Below are 15565 nucleotides of genomic sequence, written 5' to 3' on the forward strand. Positions count from 1 at the left end.
GGCGCCTCGCGCCGGATCCCCCTGCTCAGCCTCGTCTTCGGCTATGGCCCGGTGCTGGTCCTGCCCCTCGCCGCGCTGGCGGCCTGGGCGGGTATGCCGCTGGCCCTGTTGATCGGGCAGATATGGGGGGCGGCGATCCTGATCTTCCTGGCGGGCGTCGCGCGCGGGCTGAGCTTCTTCACGCCGGGCGGCACCCATGTCTCGCAGATGGCGACCATGATCCTGCGCTTCTCGCTGGGGTTGCTGGCCTTGATCGCGGGGCCGTCGACCGGCTTCGGCCTGTTGATCCTGGGTTATGCGTCGATCGCGCTGACCGATCCCTGGCTGGCCAGCTGGGGCGGCGCGCCGGGCCATTTCGCGCGGCTGCGGCCACCCCAGATGATGGTTGCGATTCTCGGCCTGATTGCGCTGTTCCTGCTCGCCCCGCGCTGATCCCCGCGGCCAAAAAATATTTTTAGGGACTTGCGCTTCCCGAACCCCGCAGACATCCGTGCGTCGCGGCTTTTGGGCAGCCCGGACGCGCCCGCCATTCGTCGCAACCAACCCCTGCCCCACGCTTTAACCTCTTGCGATGCTGCTCGGGATTTTCCACTAAGGATTGTGGAAGAGGTCGGGAATGGCCCCAAGCACTGGTAGGACGAGGTCATGTCCACATGCATGACCGGATGCGGAGAAAGCCCCGGAATCGGGGATTCCACCTCCCCTCTCGTCCTGATCGCGACGCGCCTGGCGCGCGGTGCTAGGGGCTGGATGCCGACTCGAACGGAACAAGAACAGAGGAGCGGCATCAATGATGGATTTCAGGGATAGCCGGGATAGCGACATGACCACTGATATGCTCGAAAAGATGGCGGCGGATGCGGCCCAGAACGCTGCGCCAGCGCCGACCCCGGCGGACACCAAGTCGGTTCGCCCGCAGCCCTATCCGGTCGAAGTCGACCATGCGCGCGACGCGCGGCTGACCGATTTCGGCAAGGAGACGCTGAACGACCGCTATCTCCTGCCCGGCGAAAGCTATCAGGACCTGTTCGTGCGCGTGGCCTCGGCCTATGCCGACAATGCCGAGCATGCGCAGCGGCTGTACGACTATATCTCGAAGCTGTGGTTCATGCCCGCCACGCCCGTCCTGTCGAACGGCGGCACGGGGCGCGGCCTGCCGATCAGCTGCTACCTCAACTCGGTGCCCGACAGCCTGGACGGCATCGTCACCACTTGGAACGAGAATGTCTGGCTCGCCTCGCGCGGCGGCGGCATCGGCACCTATTGGGGCCAGGTGCGCGGCATCGGCGAGCCGGTCGGCCTGAACGGCAAGACCAGCGGCATCATCCCCTTCGTCCGCGTGATGGACTCGCTGACGCTCGCTATCAGCCAGGGTTCGCTGCGTCGCGGTTCGGCCGCCTGCTATCTCGACATCTCGCACCCCGAGATCGAGGAGTTCCTGGAGATCCGCAAGCCAAGCGGCGACTTCAACCGCAAGGCGTTGAACCTGCATCACGGCGTGCTGATCCCCGACGCCTTCATGGAGGCGGTGCGCGACGGCGCCGAATGGCACCTCAAGAGCCCGAAGACCGGCGAGGTCCGTGCCACGGTCGATGCGCGTGCGCTGTTCCAGAAGCTGGTCGAAACCCGCCTGGCGACCGGCGAGCCGTACATCGTCTTTGCCGACCATGTGAACAAGAACATGCCCAAGCATCACCGCGAGCTGGGGCTGAAGGTGTCGACCTCGAACCTGTGTTCGGAAATCACCCTGCCGACCGGCATCGACCATAAGGGCAAGGACCGCACCGCCGTCTGCTGCCTGTCGTCGCTGAACCTGGAAACCTGGGACGAGTGGAAGGACGACAAGCAGTTCATCGAGGACGTGATGCGCTTCCTCGACAATGTGCTGCAGGATTATATCGAACGGCACGAGCCGGGCATGGAGCGCGCCGCCTATTCCGCTTCCCGCGAGCGGTCGGTCGGCCTGGGCGTGATGGGCTTCCACAGCTTCCTCCAGGCGCGTGGGCTCCCCTTCGAGGGCGCGATGGCCAAGTCGTGGAACCTGCGGATGTTCAAGCACATCAACGCGCAGGTGAACCAGGCATCGATGACGCTGGCGGTCGAGCGCGGGCCGTGCCCCGACGCAGCGGACGTTGGCGTGATGGAGCGTTTCAGCTGCAAGATGGCGATCGCGCCGACCGCGTCGATCTCGATCATCTGCGGCGGCACCAGCGCCTGCATCGAGCCGATCCCGGCGAACATCTACACCCACAAGACGCTGTCGGGCTCGTTCGTCGTGAAGAACCCCTATCTCGAAAAGCTGCTGATCGAGAAGTCGAAGAACGCCGAGTCGGTGTGGAACTCGATCCTCGAACATGGCGGTTCGGTCCAGCATCTCGACTTCCTGAGCCAGGAAGAGAAGGACACGTTCAAGACCTCGTTCGAGATCGACCAGCGCTGGCTGCTCGAACTGGCGGGCGACCGCACGCCCTATATCGACCAGGCGCAGTCACTGAACCTGTTCATCCCGGCCGATGTGGAAAAGTGGGACCTGCTGATGCTCCACTTCCGCGCCTGGGAACTGGGCATCAAGTCGCTCTACTACCTCCGCTCGAAGTCGGTGCAGCGTGCCGGGTTCGCCGGGAGCGGCGGCGTCGAGGCCGACAACACGATCAGCGCACCCAAGTTCGAGATCGGCGAGACGACCGATTACGACGAATGCCTGGCGTGTCAGTGAAATAATTTCCCTCTCCCGGCGGGAGAGGGAGGGAGCCGCGCAGCGGCGGAAGGGTGAGGGTGTGCGTCACTACGACAATCATCGCTCCGGCACGGTGCAACGCGCCCGCCAACTCCGCCGCAACGCGTCCGAACCCGAACGCCGCCTGCTCCGCGCGCTTCGTGAAACCTATCCGCATCTGAAATGGCGTCACCAAGCGCCGCTGGGACCATTCTTCGCCGACATGCTGTGCTTTTCCGAAAAGCTGGTCATCGAGGTCGACGGCGACATGCACGCCGTCGCGGAAGGATATGACGCGTCGCGCGAAGACTACATGGCACGCGAAGGGTATCGCACGGTTCGCGTGACGAACGCCGACGTGATGACCAATCTCAAAGGCGTACTAACTCGAATCTCCTTCTCCCTTGGGGAGAAGGAAGAGGCCCGCGCGGCGCAGTCGCGTGGGAAGGATGAGGGTAGTTATCCAAAGAAAAAGGGCGGGCCGGAATGAACCGCACCCGCCCTCACCCTTCCGCCGCTATGCGGCTCCCTCCCTCCCACAAGGGGAGAGGGATTACTGGCTCACTCGGCCTCTTCGAACTGGTCGACGGCGTTCTGGCCGGTGGCCGACAGGCGGACCGTGTCGCCCTCGACCTCGGCGACCAGGCCGAGCGGCAGGTAATGATGCTTGGCGCCCTGCCCGTCCTGGGTCTGGGGGCTGTCGTTCTTGGTCAGCTTGATGCGGTCGCCATCGACATGATCGACCGTGCCGACATGGACGCCGTCCGCGCCGACGACTTCTGCATGTTCCTTGATCTGGCTGACATCGACCATTTTACATCTCCTGTGTTGGGTTCGGTTTCGGAACGCGCAACATGGGAAATGGTCGCATGACGGGGGCAACGATCATGTACGGCGTTGCCGCCCTGTTAACCGGCATCGGCGCAACGCTGCTGCTGCAACTCCGCACGCCCCGGTCGGAGCAGGGCCGCTACGCCCGGCTGATCGCGGGCACCATGTTCGCCATGGGCGGGATCATTCTCGCCGGTTTCGCCACCGCTCTGCGCTCCTGGGCGAGCAGCGGCTGAACCGGCCTTCACCCTCTTCATCTCATTCGTACCCGGAGTAACACCGATGTCCCTCCTCCAAGCCTCCAAGCAGTACAAGCCCTTCGAATACCCCTGGGCGTTCGAGTTCTGGAAGCGTCAGCAACAGCTCCACTGGCTGCCCGAAGAGGTGCCGCTGGGCGAGGATTGCCGCGATTGGGCGCAGAAGCTGACCGATCATGAGCGCAACCTGCTGACCCAGATCTTCCGCTTCTTCACCCAGGCGGACGTCGAGGTGCAGGACTGCTATCACGAGAAATACGGCCGGGTGTTCAAGCCGACCGAGATCAAGATGATGCTGACCGCCTTCTCCAACATGGAGACGGTGCATATCGCCGCCTACAGCCATCTGCTCGACACGATCGGCATGCCCGAGAGCGAATATGGCGCCTTCCTCGAATATGCCGAGATGAAGGACAAGCATGACTACATGCAGAATTTCGGCGTCGACAGCGACGAGGACATCGCGCGCACGCTGGCGATGTTCGGCGGCTTCACCGAAGGTGTCCAGCTGTTCGCGTCGTTTGCGATGCTGATGAACTTCCCGCGCTTCAACAAGATGAAGGGTATGGGCCAGATCGTCAGCTGGTCGGTGCGCGACGAGAGCCTGCATTGCGAAGGCATCATCCGCATGTTCCACGCCTTCTGCCAGGAGCGCCAGTGCCTGACCAAGGCAGTGAAGGACGATATCGCCGATGTCTGCCAGACGACGATCCGCCTGGAGGACAATTTCATCGACCTCGCCTTTGAAATGGGTCCGGTCGAGGGGATGAAGCCCAAGGAGATCAAGAAGTATATCCGCTACATCGCCGACTGGCGTCTCAGCCAGCTGGGCCTGAAGCAGATCTACATGATCGACGAGCATCCCCTGCCCTGGCTGACCCCGCTGCTGAACGGCGTGGAACATGCCAACTTCTTCGAGACGCGTGCGACCGAATATTCCAAGGCGGCGACGCGCGGCCAGTGGAACGACGTGTGGGACTCGTTCGACAAGCGCCAGAAGGCCAAGACCGGCAAGGCCGCCAACGAAGAGGCGGGCGAGACCGGCGACATGTTCTCGGCCGCGGGCGTCGCGGCGGAGTGATCCGAAAGGGCGGGCTTCGGTCCGCCCTTTTTTGTTCACGCGAAGCCGCGAGGACGCGAAGAAGGTTGGTTCGCGCAGAGACGGGGAGGTTTTGGGGTTCGCGCAGAGGCGCGGAGGGCGCAGAGAAAATTATATCAAGGTAAGTCCCCCGCTCCGTTCAGCCTGAGCGTAGTCGAAGGCCACGGGATGGGAACCGCCTCTTGGGCGAACGCTTGCGGGAAACAGGTTGGGCCTTCGGCCCGAAAATGCCTTTTGTGGCGAAGGGATTCCCTTGGCCTTCGACTACGCTCAGGCGGAACGGAGGGGGGCCGGAATAAGCCAGCCGCGCTTCCGCTCTGCGTCCTCTGCGCCTCTGCGCGAACCAAAAACCTCCGCGTCTCCGCGCCTCCGCGCGAACCAACCTTCTTCGCGTCATCGCGGCTTCGCGTGAGCCAAAAATCACCGCGCACCCCGCGTCGGCGCATGAAAGTCCGCCGGTTTGCCCGCAATCCACCGCAGGAACCGCGCCATCTCCGGATGCCCCCGCAGCACCGCAAAGGCCGCATAATCCCGCGCCAGTTCGGCATTGCCGAACATCGCATGGATCGTGCGGTGACAGATGGGATGCACCGGCACCGTCTCCCGCCCGCCTTCGCTCTTGGGGATCGGGTGGTGCCATTCGACCTTCACCCCCAGCGGTCGCTCACACAGCGCACAAGCCAGTGGCGCGTGCTTTTCCCCGATCCGTTCGGCGGCCGCCGCCAGCCCCGCCTTGCGCTTCACCCGTCCGACCATGCGCCCGATATGGGAAGCATGGCCCCATAAGAAAACGGGGTCCGGCATCGCTGCCGAACCCCGTTCCTTTACGCCAACTGGATCCGAGAGGGATCAGAAGTGTGCGACAACACCCGCCATCGGACGGAAGGAGTGCGCGTTGTCGAAGGTCGAAACTTCCATACGCAGACGCAGACCCGAATTGCCGGTCAGGCCGCCCAGACCGATGTCCTTCGGGCCGACTTCGGCGCCGACGCCATACACGGTCGCGTGATAGTCACGCTTCAGGTCGCCAGCGACGCCCGGCGCGAAGTTGTGGAAGTTGTTCCAGCGATAGCCGACCTTGCCGTAGAACAGGCCGCTCTCGCCAGCGCGGAAGCCCGCGCGGCCATAGGCGCCATACTGCCAGTCGATGTCACCCGACACGCCCTTGGCGACCGCGCCCTCGGCGCCGACGAACACGGGGCCGAGCGGCACGTTGAAGCCGACGATGCCTTCGACCAGCGCGCCGTCCAGGTTGTAGCCCTTGGGCTGCGCGGGGATGCCGGCGACCGTCTGGCGGTCGAACTGCTCCCAACCACCCATGATCGCGACATACGGCTCGATACCGAAGGCGCGGGTGCCGTCGGGAGCGGTCACGGTGTCAGCGGCCGGGGCCGGAGCCGCCGCATCGGTGGTGTTCATGTCCTGGGCCATGGCAGGCACGGCAACGAACGCGGCCGCCGCAGCGGCGACGAGGGAAAGCTTACGCATGTGAGATACCCTTCTCTTATTCTATGTGGGGCGGCGGATCGAACCGCTCAGCCCAGGCCCGCTTAACCGGCTAGACGCCCAGGGGTTGCACGGCTTTTCAGATTTTTGATCGCCTTGTTGGAACCTGTGGCTTCAGAGCCACACTTCCTGTCATCTAGATGAACCAATTGGGGGCAGAATACGGCAATGGCGGATTTCCGCCACTTTTCGGCCGCGTTTCCGCACCCGATGCTTACCGAGCGGCGGTGCAGCGTATGGAATCACCGGTGGGGCGTGTCAAAACAACCTCACCCCCCTTGCCGCGCAGGTCGTGGCCAAAGCCGCTATAGTGGATGCCCGAGGCGACCCTCTGCCCCTCCAGGCGCATTTCCAGATCGTCGTCGAACCGCACCAGCGCGCTGTCGTCCCGATTGTCGAAGCGCACCCAGAAGCGACTCCCGTTCTCGCATTGGAAAGTCGTCGAGACCATCGGCGGCAGCGTCTGTGCGGCACGCGGATCGGGCATGGTCGAACAGCCGACCAGCACGATGCCGCCCGCCGCCAGCGCGACGGGAAGCCGGTTCATGGCCGCAGCGCGGTGTCGTCGGCGTCGTCGATCTCGCCATCGGCCACCGTGTCGTCCTCGAAATCTTCCTGGAGATCGTCCTCGTCGATATCCTCGCCATCCATGTCGACCGAGGCATCGCTGGTCCCGACCTCTTCGGAGTCCATGTCCAGTTCGCCGATCGGCTCGTCCTCGACGGTGTCGTCGCCCAGATCGGGTTCGATATCGGTCAGCAACACGCCGTCGCTGGGGCCGTCGCGCGTCACCTCCAGGATTTCAGCGCGCTGGCTCTCGTCATAGCCTTCTTCGTCCCAGCCATCGTCGCCGGGTCCCTGGCTTGGAACCTGATGTCCGCCCATCACTGCCTCCTCTTGAACTGTGGAGGGGGAACACGGGGGCGGGCCGGGCGGTTCCCCCGGCCTCGATCAAGGGGCGTCAGGCGGGACGGAACATCCGCCCGCGCTCGGTCGCGAAGACGAACGCAAAGGCCGCGCATCCGGCGATCAGGAAGCCCAGGGTCAGCGGCTGCGTCGTCCCGTCATAGGCCTGGCCGATCCCTGCGCCGATCACCGAGCCGATGGTGACGCTGGTAAAGCCCTGCACGCTCGACGCGGTGCCTGCGATCCGCCCCATATTCTCCATCGCCATCGACGAGAAATTGGAGGTCGCCAGACCGAAACACGCCATGGTGATCGCCTGGAGGACCGCGAAGACGATCAGCGACTCGCCCCCGAAATAGGCGACGCCCAGATGGATGGCCGCCACGATGATCAGGATCGTGACCGAGCTGTGACTGATCAGCCGCGTGCCCAGCCGCATGACGATCCGCGAGTTGAGCAGGTTCGCCGCCGCCATCGTGACCGAGGTGGTGGCAAAGATCAGCGCCAGCAGCTTCTCGCGGCCGAAGGTCTGCGCCATGATCGGCTGCACGGAATTGAGATAGCCGTACAGTGCCGCCATCAGCGCGGTCGCCGCCAGCGTATAGCCGAGCGACAGCCGGTCGCCGATCGTCTCGCGCCAGCCGCCGACGATGCGGCTCAGCGAGATGGGTAGCTGCGCCTCGACCGCCAGCGTCTCGGGCATCCGCAGCGAGAACCAGGCCAGGACCAGCGTGGCAAGCCCCGCGATCGTCCAGAAGATCAGCCGCCAATTGCCGAACAGCAGCACCAGCTCACCAAAGGCGGGCGCCAGGATCGGCACGATCATGAACACCATGAAGGCGATCGACATGACCTGCGCCATGGCGCGCCCGTGATAGCAGTCGCGGACCAGCGCCACCGTCGCCACCCGCGTTGCCGCGATCGCCGCGCCCGCGCAGACCCGCGCGACCAGCAGCAAGGTGAAGCTGCCCGCCACCGCCGACGCGCCATTGGCGATGATGTAGATGACCAGTGCCACGATCAACACCCGCCGCCGCCCATAACGATCGGCCAGCGGCCCATGGACCAGCTGCGCCACACCGAAACCGATCAGGAAGGCCGTGACGACGAACGGCCGCACGGCAGGCGAGGCCCCCAGCGCCTCCCCGATGGCGGGTAGGGCCGGGAGCATCGAATCGATCCCCAGCGCGGTCAACGCCATCAGCGCCGCGATCAGGAGGACGAACTCGACAAAGCCGATGGGCGCGCCGGGAGGTTCGGCGGTGACGGGCGTCACCGGATCAGCGGAACGGGATTCGGACATGATGGCTGCCCTTTAAGGGAGATAGACGGAGAGGGGAACCGGAAAAACCCGGCTGGCGCGTCACGGTTTCCTGGCCGCTCCGCCCGAAGATCGACTTGGCTTTACCGCGTCGTAATAATGGTTCCGCCCCTCATCGGTCAGGCATCCGGCCAAAACCAGACCACATTCCTCCAGCCGCGCGGCATAGGTCTTCATGCCCAGCGACCGGGACTCGCGCCCGGTCAGGCTATCACGCCATTGGCATCGCTCGCGCGGCGCACTGAACAAGAAGCGCCCGCCCGGCTCCAGCGCATCCGTCACCTTCTCCAGAAACTGCAACTGATCGGCTTCGGCCAACAGGAAGATCAGGCCGATCGCCACGACACCGGCAAAGCGCCGGCCGAAAAAGTCGCTGTCCTGCACCGGCTCACAACGGACGGGCATGTCGGGAAGATTGGCGCGATAGGCGGAGACGAGCGACGGAGACGCATCGATCCCCCATATAGCGAAGCCCTCGCCGACCAGCGCCTGCCCGATCGGCACCCCGGAGCCGCAGCCCAGATCGAGAATCGCCGTCAATGGCGAAAGGCCGTCCTTCGCCCAGCGCCGGACGACCTGCGCGCCGACTTCCGAACGAACCGCCATGAACGTCGCGGCGATGGTGTCCCAGCCTTCGGATGTGTCGGTCGTCACCTCATGATTCCTTCGATCGATGAGTCGGGATTGGCTCGCCTGTGGGACCGAGCGCGCCATTCAGATGTTAAATGCCGACATTCAGCGTGGCTAAAGCTTGTCGGGCCGACATTCCCGGCGAGCCATATCGGCCCACAGGACGCGTAAGGAGTATACCCCATGTCCATCCTGTCCCGCCCCCCCCTCGCCCTGCCGCTGCTGGCGGCACTGGCGCTGTCCGCCTGCGATCGGCCAAACCAGGGCACGTCGATCACGGTCAACGGCTCCGACGGCGAGACGCTGGCGTCGGTCGATGGGAAGTCGGGTGAGGTGAAGCTGGCGCTGCCCGGCTTTTCGGGCGCCTTCAAGCTACCCAAGGTGTCGATGGAGGCCGATAATTTCGAGCTGAACGGCGTGCATCTCTACCCCGGCTCGACGATCCGCAACGTCGATGTCGGCAATGGCCGCGACAAGGCGTTCACCATGACCTTCGACAGCCCGGCCGATCCGGCGACCGTACGCAGCTGGTTCCGCGACAAGATGGGCGAGGCCGACTTCACCCTGACCGATCAGGGCGGCGCGCTGGTCGGCAAGACGGCGGAGGAGAAATCCTTCCGCCTGGACCTGCACCCCTTGGGCGGCGACCGATCGACGGGGACGATCACTTTAGGCGGATGACGCACCCTGTTCGGGGATGACAGGCGCGTTATATAGACGGCAGCCCATTCGATTTTCTGGACATATCGCCATGACCGACACCCGCTCCGCCGAGGTTCCGACACTCAGCCTCGCCGACCAGGACCGTGATCCCGAGGGCTTTGCCGCCGCATTGGGCGAGTCGTTCGAGCGGTTCGGCTTCGCCATCGTCGCCGATCACGGCGTGCCCGCCGAGCTGATCGACCGCGCCTGGGCGCAGACCAAGGCGTTGTTCGACCTGCCCGAGGAGGAGAAGCGCCGTTACCACGTCCCCGGCGGCGGTGGCGCGCGCGGCTACACCCCGTTCAAAACCGAGATCGCCAAGGACGCCAAGGTCGTCGACCTGAAGGAATTCTGGCATGTCGGGCGCGAACTGCCCGAGGGACACGCTTACGCCGATCGGATGCCCGCCAATATCTGGCCCGACCGGCCCGAGGGGTTCCGCGAGGATTTCATCGAACTCTTCTCGGCGTTCGACCGGGCGGGCGACCGGCTGCTCTCGGCGATCGCGCGGCATTTGAAGCTGGAGCCGAACTGGTTCGATCCGGCGGTCAAGGACGGCAATTCGGTCCTGCGCCTGCTCCACTATCCGCCGATCCCCGCCGATGCCGAGGGCGTCCGCGCGGGTGCGCATGAGGATATCAATCTCATCACCCTTTTGCTGGGGGCCGAGGAAGCGGGCCTCGAACTGCTCGACCGCGATTCGGGCGAGTGGCTGGCGATCCGCCCGCCCGAAGGCGCGATGGTGGTCAATGTCGGCGACATGCTGCAGCGGCTGACCAACCATGTCCTGCCCTCGACCACCCACCGCGTCGTCAACCCGCCGGTCGAGCGGCGCGGCTTCTCGCGCTATTCGATGCCCTTCTTCCTGCATCCGGCGCCGGACTTCCTGATCAAGACGCTGCCGGGGACGGTGAGCGAGGGGCATCCGGATCGCTATCCCGAGCCGATCACCGCGCATGATTACCTGTTCGAGCGGCTGGTGGAGATCGGGTTGATCAAGAAGTGATGGGTCGGGAGGGTAGTCTCAGTGAGACACTGCCCTCCCCCAGCCCCTCCCGCCTGCGGGCGGGGAGCGGCAAGATCAACGGTCTGAATTAAATAACTCCCCTCCCGCAGGCGAGTTTCAGGTCGGTCATGCCCCCGGCATGACCTAAACGATGCGGGGCATCGTTTACCTGAAACTGGGTTAGGGGAGGGTAAGGGGTCTCACCGAGACCTACCCCGTTGATCACCCCAGAATATGCATCAACAGCGGCTGCCCGACCAAACTCTGGCTCCCCCGCAACCGCTCGAGCGCCTGCGCCACCGCGCGCTCCGGCCCCTCATGCGTCACGATCGCGATCATCACGCCGCCGTCCGCCGCTTCCCCGCGCTGGATCAGGCTCTCGATCGACACCCCCGCATCGCGCATCGCCGCCGCGATCTCGGCCAGCACGCCGACCTTGTCCTGCACCGTGAAGCGCAGGTAAGCGCGCCCGCGCCGCTCGCCGCTGTCCGCCTTCACCGCCGCGGTCAGCTCATGCGCGGGCATGGCGAAGGACGCGCCATATTCGCCGCGCGCGATGTCGATCAGGTCGGCGACCACCGCGCTGGCCGTCGGACCATCGCCCGCGCCCGCGCCCTGGAACAGCAACCGGCCGACGAAATTGCCCTCTGCGACCACCGCATTGGTCGATCCGGTGACATGCGCCAGCGGATGGTCGAGCGGCACCAGATGCGGGTGTACCCGCTGGAACAGGCCGTTCGCCCCCTCCTCCGCCACGCCGACCAGGCGGACACGGTAGCCGAGCGACGCCGCCTGCGCGATATCGGCGGCCAGCACATGGCGCACGCCGCCGATCGCGACGTCGGCAAAGGCGGGCTGGGTGCCGAAAGCGATGGCGGCCAGGATCGACAGCTTGTGTGCGGCATCGACGCCGTCGATGTCGAAGCTGGGGTCCGCCTCGGCATAACCCAGCGCTTGCGCCTCCGCCAAAACCTCGGCGAAGTCGCGGCCCTCCGCTTCCATCTTAGACAGGATGAAATTGCAGGTGCCGTTGAGAATGCCATAGACGCGCGCGATGGAGTTGGCCGCCGCCCCTTCGCGCAAGCCCTTGATGACCGGGATGCCGCCCGCGACCGCCGCCTCGAACTTCAGCGCGGCGTTGGATTCCTCCGCCTTCTGCGCCAGTTCCAGCCCGTGATGCGCCAGCATCGCCTTGTTCGCCGTGACGAAACCGCGCCCCCCCCCCAGCGCGGTCCGCGCCAGCGTCAGCGCCGGGCCGTCCGATCCGCCGATCAGTTCGACCACCACATCGGCATCGGGGTGCGAGGCCAGCGCGGCGGTATCGTCCACCCACTCGAAGCGCGACAGGTCGACGCCCCGGTCCTTGGTCCGGTCGCGCGCGGAGACGGCGACGATCTCGATCGGGCGACCGGCGCGCCGGGTAATCAGGTCACGGTTCGCATCGAGCAGGCGAATGACGCCGCCCCCCACCGTGCCCAGTCCCGCCAAAGCCACTCGCAAAGCATCGCCCATCGTCCAAATCCTGTATCCGGAGCGTTTGTTGAATGCAGGCGGGTAGCGGATAGAAACGGTCGCTGTCGAGCCGGTCAGCGACCTTTTATTGCTCGAATGGCGCGATGGCGTTAAGGGCCGTCCATGATCTCCCCCGATTTCGTGGTCATCGACGTCGAAACCGCCTGTTCGCGGACCAGCAGCATTTGCCAAATCGGCATCGTCGGCTATGCCGCGGGCGTCGAAGTGCTGGCCTATGAGACGCTGGTCGATCCCTGCGACGAGTTCAGCGCCTTCAACATCGCCATCCACGGCATCACGGCCGAGCATGTGCTGGGCAAGCCGAATTTCGCCGCGCTCCATCCCGAACTGGCCGGGCATCTGGCCGGGCGGGTGACGGTGGCGCATTCGGGCTTCGACAAGGGCGCGCTGGGCCGGGCGTGCGAGCGCGATGCCCTGCCCCCCATCGCGGCGCGCTGGCTGGACAGCGTGACGATCGCCCGGCGGGCCTGGCCGGAACTGCCCAATCACAAGCTCAACACGCTGGCCGCGTTCCTGGAGCTGGAGCACCGGCACCATGACGCGCTCAGCGATGCGCGGGCGGCGGGGCAGGTCGTGCTGCGCGCCATGGCGGCGACGGGGATGACGCTGGCCGACTGGTTCCTCCCGCCGCCGTCCGCCCGCTCGCGGCGGCAGGTCCGGCGCTGAACCACCACAAACAAGCCCTCCCTCTCAAGCGCCACCCCGGCGAAGGCCGGGGTCCAGTACCGAGCCGACCAGAGGGCTTCACCATCGTACCCCAACTGAATCCCGGCCCTCGCCGGTATGGTATGGAAGGTCTGGGACGCTTATCCAGAGAGGGACGGGGGCTTCAAGACCCGCCGTCCTGAGCGACCATCACGGCTCCAGATGCCCCTGAGGACCCGGCCCGTCGAGCGCGATGGGAATGCGCTGGCTCTTGTCGCGCCTCTTGTCGGCCAGCTTGCTGATCCCGATCCGCACCTCGTTGGCGAGCATCAGTGCGGGCGTGACGAGATCGAATCCCACCTGACACCCGCCTTGCCGCGCCGGACACGGCGTGGAGGAGGCCGCCAGAGCCCCCGCCCCGGTCCGTTCGGGATTGGACGGCACCGGCCCGACCGGCGGCTCGTCGCGGAGTTGCGGAACCCGGTCATCGGCCTGACGCCGCCCGCAGACGATGATGTCGGCGGCCGTCCCGCCCGAAGCCGGACAGGGATCGCGTGCCAGGATCGAAAAGCTTCCGCCCCCCGGTGGCGGCATCGGAACGGCGGGCACTGCCTGCCAAGCGATCAGCAGCAGCGGGATCATCACTTGTCTCCGGCCGTCATGGCGCGGGCTTGCGCAGGGTCGTCGTGCCGCCGCTGCCCCGGGCATTGGTGTCCATCGTCACCCCGGCCAAGCCGCCGCCGACCAGGAAGGGCGACAGGTCCTTGACCGGCGTGCTTCGCGCGAGCAGCCGCGTCCGTTCCTCCATCACCCCTTCGTGACGGCGATCGCCGGGCTCGGGCGGTATCTCGAAGGGAATGCGGAAGCGGTCGGCATTGCGGCGGCCGCACACGGTGATATCGGTGGCGTTGGGATCATAGACGCAGCGCGTCTCGACACTGGTCAAGCGGCGGGTCTTGGCGACGATGGTATCGACCGAAGGTGGCGGCGTGTCGTCGCCCTGTACCGACGGTCGTGCCGACAGTCCCGCCATCACCATGACCAACATCGTCGCAAGCATGACGCTCTCCCGGCATCGCCAGCCCCTCTGCCTGAAGGCGGGGCCGGGCGCGATCATGCCGGTTTTTCCAACCGAGCGCCAGCGTCAGCAGAGTCCCCCTCCGGTCAGGGTTCGAGATGCCCGTGCGGCCCCGGACCATCGAGCGCGATCGGCATCCGCTTGCTCTTGTCGCGCGCCTTGTCGAACAGCTTGCTGATGCCGATCCGCGCCTCGTTGGCGAGCATGAGCGTCGGCGTGACGATGTCGACCGGGGCGGCGCACCCCCTTTGACTGGCCGCACATGGCGTCCCCTCGGCGCGCAAGGCCCCGATGGCGGTCATCTCGGGATTGGACGGAGTCGCGCGGTCGGACGGCCCGCCCCGCAACTCGGGGGCGCGGTCGCTTCCCGGTCGACGACCACAGACGAGGATGTCCTGCCGCGTATCCGCAGAGGTCGGGCAATCGGGCAGCAGGATCGAAACGCGCTCTGTTCCCTCCGACGGGGCGGCGGGGACGGCCTGCATGGCGATCAGCAACAGGGGCAGCATGGCGATCCTCCTAAGGTATCGCGATCCTAGCGCCTGCCGCCCCGGCTAATCAATCGCGGTGCGGAACAGCGTGCGCGGCTTGCTGGTGCAATATTTGTCGCCGACCACCGCGCAATAGGTGCCGTCATTGGCAAAGGCCCGTGCCTTGGAATCGATCGGCACGACATGGCTCGGGGCCAGGCGATAGGGCGAGGAACGCTTGCCGCCATGGCAGGTGGACAGGGTACAGCTCGGGGTCAGGCGCGGCAGGGTCATCCGCGGCTCCCCTTGCGCAACCGGAGCGGCCCATAGCAGCAGCAGCGGCACCATCGTCATTCTCCCCTTCTTGTGATGTCGGCCGTCGCCCTTGTGTTCAGTCCTGCCCGACCGGCGCGACGCCCAGGCGCGGAATCTCGATGGCGGGGCAGCGGTTCATCACGACCTTCAGCCCGGCGGCCTCGGCGCGCGCGGCGGCGGCCTCGTTGACGACGCCCAGTTGCAGCCAGACCGCCTTGGCCCCGATGGCGATCGCCTCGTCCACCACGTCGCCCGCCGCCTCGGACCGGCGGAAGATGTCGACGATATCAATGGGGTCGCCTAGCTGGCCCAGTTCGCGAAAGACGAACTCGCCATGGACATGCTCGCCGGTGATCTGCGGATTGACCGGAATCACGCGATAGCCGTGATCCTGCAACCGCTTCATCACGCCGTAAGATGGCCGGTCGGGCCGGTCCGACGCGCCGACCATCGCGATGGTCCGCGCCTTCGCCAGCAGGTTGCGAATATCGTCATCGGCGGTCAACGGCATCGGTTATCCCCTATTCGCCGCCGACCTCCCGGCTATCGT

Annotated in this window: 21 protein-coding genes; 8 read left to right on the forward strand and 13 right to left on the reverse strand. The window is 65.7% G+C overall.

The features are described 5' to 3' along the window. The 3 genes from BSZ14_RS14975 to BSZ14_RS14985 all read left to right on the forward strand — a co-directional run. Nucleotides 1–432, forward strand: a 432-nt coding sequence (locus BSZ14_RS14975) for a hypothetical protein (protein ID WP_076711531.1), incomplete at its 5' end; no start/stop codon positions are given. Between the two features lie 361 nt (nt 433–793). Then, complete coding sequence (locus BSZ14_RS14980) at nt 794–2716, forward strand: ribonucleoside-diphosphate reductase subunit alpha (protein ID WP_042489767.1); 1923 nt, start codon at nt 794–796, stop codon at nt 2714–2716. A gap of 61 nt (nt 2717–2777) precedes the next feature. Continuing rightward, a complete protein-coding gene (locus BSZ14_RS14985; RefSeq protein ID WP_076711532.1) occupies nt 2778–3206 on the forward strand; it encodes an endonuclease domain-containing protein in 429 nt (142 codons plus the stop codon). Between the two features lie 71 nt (nt 3207–3277). On the opposite strand, the gene BSZ14_RS14990 is transcribed toward BSZ14_RS14985, so the two are convergent. Continuing rightward, complete coding sequence (locus BSZ14_RS14990; RefSeq protein WP_042489736.1) at nt 3278–3529, reverse strand: DUF2171 domain-containing protein; 252 nt, start codon at nt 3527–3529, stop codon at nt 3278–3280. 56 nt (nt 3530–3585) lie between these two features. Here BSZ14_RS14990 and BSZ14_RS14995 point away from each other — a divergent pair, with 56 nt between their 5' ends. Both BSZ14_RS14995 and BSZ14_RS15000 read left to right on the forward strand, forming a co-directional pair. Further along, on the forward strand, nt 3586–3783 hold the full coding sequence (locus BSZ14_RS14995) for a hypothetical protein (protein ID WP_042489734.1): 198 nt from the start codon (nt 3586–3588) through the stop codon (nt 3781–3783). Between the two features lie 46 nt (nt 3784–3829). Then, on the forward strand, nt 3830–4885 hold the full coding sequence (locus BSZ14_RS15000) for a ribonucleotide-diphosphate reductase subunit beta (RefSeq protein ID WP_076711533.1): 1056 nt from the start codon (nt 3830–3832) through the stop codon (nt 4883–4885). Nucleotides 4886–5323: 438 nt separating this feature from the next. On the opposite strand, the gene BSZ14_RS15005 is transcribed toward BSZ14_RS15000, so the two are convergent. From BSZ14_RS15005 to BSZ14_RS15030, 6 genes are all read right to left on the reverse strand, one after another. Then, nucleotides 5324–5659 carry an HNH endonuclease gene (locus tag BSZ14_RS15005; protein ID WP_241823778.1) on the reverse strand — a complete coding sequence of 112 codons (336 nt, stop codon included), beginning with the start codon at nt 5657–5659 and terminating at the stop codon, nt 5324–5326. A 93-nt stretch (nt 5660–5752) separates the two neighbouring features. Continuing rightward, a complete protein-coding gene (locus tag BSZ14_RS15010) occupies nt 5753–6391 on the reverse strand; it encodes an opacity protein (protein ID WP_076711534.1) in 639 nt (212 codons plus the stop codon). A 232-nt stretch (nt 6392–6623) separates the two neighbouring features. Further along, nucleotides 6624–6956 (reverse strand): MliC family protein, encoded by a 333-nt coding sequence (locus BSZ14_RS15015; RefSeq protein ID WP_042489728.1) that lies wholly within the window; start codon nt 6954–6956, stop codon nt 6624–6626. Next, entirely contained in the window at nt 6953–7294 is a 342-nt protein-coding gene (locus tag BSZ14_RS15020) for a DNA primase (protein ID WP_076711535.1), read from the reverse strand. The genes BSZ14_RS15015 and BSZ14_RS15020 overlap by 4 nt, the downstream gene beginning before the upstream one ends. 76 nt (nt 7295–7370) lie before the next feature. Next, nucleotides 7371–8618: a multidrug effflux MFS transporter gene (locus tag BSZ14_RS15025; protein ID WP_042489724.1), complete on the reverse strand. Its 1248-nt coding sequence runs from the start codon at nt 8616–8618 to the stop codon at nt 7371–7373. Nucleotides 8619–8678: 60 nt separating this feature from the next. Continuing rightward, nucleotides 8679–9290 (reverse strand): class I SAM-dependent methyltransferase, encoded by a 612-nt coding sequence (locus BSZ14_RS15030; RefSeq protein WP_076711553.1) that lies wholly within the window; start codon nt 9288–9290, stop codon nt 8679–8681. A 159-nt stretch (nt 9291–9449) separates the two neighbouring features. Here BSZ14_RS15030 and BSZ14_RS15035 point away from each other — a divergent pair, with 159 nt between their 5' ends. Continuing rightward, the gene (locus BSZ14_RS15035; protein WP_076711536.1) at nt 9450–9947 is read left to right on the forward strand and encodes a hypothetical protein; all 498 of its coding nucleotides are present in this window, start codon (nt 9450–9452) and stop codon (nt 9945–9947) included. 70 nt (nt 9948–10017) lie between these two features. Beyond that, on the forward strand, nt 10018–10974 hold the full coding sequence (locus BSZ14_RS15040; protein WP_042489720.1) for an isopenicillin N synthase family dioxygenase: 957 nt from the start codon (nt 10018–10020) through the stop codon (nt 10972–10974). Nucleotides 10975–11196: 222 nt separating this feature from the next. On the opposite strand, the gene BSZ14_RS15045 is transcribed toward BSZ14_RS15040, so the two are convergent. After that, complete coding sequence (locus tag BSZ14_RS15045; protein ID WP_076711537.1) at nt 11197–12486, reverse strand: homoserine dehydrogenase; 1290 nt, start codon at nt 12484–12486, stop codon at nt 11197–11199. A 123-nt stretch (nt 12487–12609) separates the two neighbouring features. On the opposite strand from BSZ14_RS15045, the gene BSZ14_RS15050 reads away from it, so the two are divergent. Further along, nucleotides 12610–13173, forward strand: a complete 564-nt coding sequence (locus BSZ14_RS15050; protein ID WP_076711538.1) for a 3'-5' exonuclease — start codon at nt 12610–12612, stop codon at nt 13171–13173. Between the two features lie 189 nt (nt 13174–13362). Here the strand turns inward: BSZ14_RS15050 and BSZ14_RS15055 are convergent, their stop codons facing one another. The 5 genes from BSZ14_RS15055 to BSZ14_RS15075 form a co-directional block, all read right to left on the reverse strand. Further along, on the reverse strand, nt 13363–13794 hold the full coding sequence (locus BSZ14_RS15055) for a hypothetical protein (RefSeq protein ID WP_076711539.1): 432 nt from the start codon (nt 13792–13794) through the stop codon (nt 13363–13365). Between the two features lie 16 nt (nt 13795–13810). Then, nucleotides 13811–14212, reverse strand: coding sequence for a hypothetical protein (locus BSZ14_RS15060; protein WP_052811554.1), 402 nt, complete (start codon nt 14210–14212; stop codon nt 13811–13813). 104 nt (nt 14213–14316) lie between these two features. Next, nucleotides 14317–14739, reverse strand: coding sequence for a hypothetical protein (locus BSZ14_RS15065; protein ID WP_076711540.1), 423 nt, complete (start codon nt 14737–14739; stop codon nt 14317–14319). Nucleotides 14740–14784: 45 nt separating this feature from the next. Further along, nucleotides 14785–15048, reverse strand: coding sequence for a hypothetical protein (locus BSZ14_RS15070; RefSeq protein WP_206744343.1), 264 nt, complete (start codon nt 15046–15048; stop codon nt 14785–14787). A gap of 43 nt (nt 15049–15091) precedes the next feature. Then, on the reverse strand, nt 15092–15526 hold the full coding sequence (locus tag BSZ14_RS15075; protein WP_076711542.1) for a CoA-binding protein: 435 nt from the start codon (nt 15524–15526) through the stop codon (nt 15092–15094). Nucleotides 15527–15565: the final 39 nt, after the last annotated feature.

Source organism: Sphingomonas sp. Sph1(2015), from assembly GCF_001970915.1.
Lineage (GTDB): Bacteria > Pseudomonadota > Alphaproteobacteria > Sphingomonadales > Sphingomonadaceae > Sphingomonas > Sphingomonas parapaucimobilis.

What these genes read in the sequence shown, in the direction of transcription:
- BSZ14_RS14980 (WP_042489767.1), top strand. Translation starts at nt 794, where the DNA reads ATGGATTTCAGGGATAGCCGGGATAGCGACATGACCACTGATATGCTC.
- BSZ14_RS14990 (WP_042489736.1), bottom strand. Translation starts at nt 3,529, where the DNA reads ATGGTCGATGTCAGCCAGATCAAGGAACATGCAGAAGTCGTCGGCGCG.
- BSZ14_RS14995 (WP_042489734.1), top strand. Translation starts at nt 3,586, where the DNA reads ATGACGGGGGCAACGATCATGTACGGCGTTGCCGCCCTGTTAACCGGC.
- BSZ14_RS15000 (WP_076711533.1), top strand. Translation starts at nt 3,830, where the DNA reads ATGTCCCTCCTCCAAGCCTCCAAGCAGTACAAGCCCTTCGAATACCCC.
- BSZ14_RS15005 (WP_241823778.1), bottom strand. Translation starts at nt 5,659, where the DNA reads ATGGTCGGACGGGTGAAGCGCAAGGCGGGGCTGGCGGCGGCCGCCGAA.
- BSZ14_RS15010 (WP_076711534.1), bottom strand. Translation starts at nt 6,391, where the DNA reads ATGCGTAAGCTTTCCCTCGTCGCCGCTGCGGCGGCCGCGTTCGTTGCC.
- BSZ14_RS15015 (WP_042489728.1), bottom strand. Translation starts at nt 6,956, where the DNA reads ATGAACCGGCTTCCCGTCGCGCTGGCGGCGGGCGGCATCGTGCTGGTC.
- BSZ14_RS15020 (WP_076711535.1), bottom strand. Translation starts at nt 7,294, where the DNA reads ATGGGCGGACATCAGGTTCCAAGCCAGGGACCCGGCGACGATGGCTGG.
- BSZ14_RS15025 (WP_042489724.1), bottom strand. Translation starts at nt 8,618, where the DNA reads ATGTCCGAATCCCGTTCCGCTGATCCGGTGACGCCCGTCACCGCCGAA.
- BSZ14_RS15035 (WP_076711536.1), top strand. Translation starts at nt 9,450, where the DNA reads ATGTCCATCCTGTCCCGCCCCCCCCTCGCCCTGCCGCTGCTGGCGGCA.
- BSZ14_RS15040 (WP_042489720.1), top strand. Translation starts at nt 10,018, where the DNA reads ATGACCGACACCCGCTCCGCCGAGGTTCCGACACTCAGCCTCGCCGAC.
- BSZ14_RS15045 (WP_076711537.1), bottom strand. Translation starts at nt 12,486, where the DNA reads ATGGGCGATGCTTTGCGAGTGGCTTTGGCGGGACTGGGCACGGTGGGG.
- BSZ14_RS15050 (WP_076711538.1), top strand. Translation starts at nt 12,610, where the DNA reads ATGATCTCCCCCGATTTCGTGGTCATCGACGTCGAAACCGCCTGTTCG.
- BSZ14_RS15055 (WP_076711539.1), bottom strand. Translation starts at nt 13,794, where the DNA reads ATGATCCCGCTGCTGCTGATCGCTTGGCAGGCAGTGCCCGCCGTTCCG.
- BSZ14_RS15060 (WP_052811554.1), bottom strand. Translation starts at nt 14,212, where the DNA reads ATGCTTGCGACGATGTTGGTCATGGTGATGGCGGGACTGTCGGCACGA.
- BSZ14_RS15065 (WP_076711540.1), bottom strand. Translation starts at nt 14,739, where the DNA reads ATGCTGCCCCTGTTGCTGATCGCCATGCAGGCCGTCCCCGCCGCCCCG.
- BSZ14_RS15070 (WP_206744343.1), bottom strand. Translation starts at nt 15,048, where the DNA reads ATGGTGCCGCTGCTGCTGCTATGGGCCGCTCCGGTTGCGCAAGGGGAG.
- BSZ14_RS15075 (WP_076711542.1), bottom strand. Translation starts at nt 15,526, where the DNA reads ATGCCGTTGACCGCCGATGACGATATTCGCAACCTGCTGGCGAAGGCG.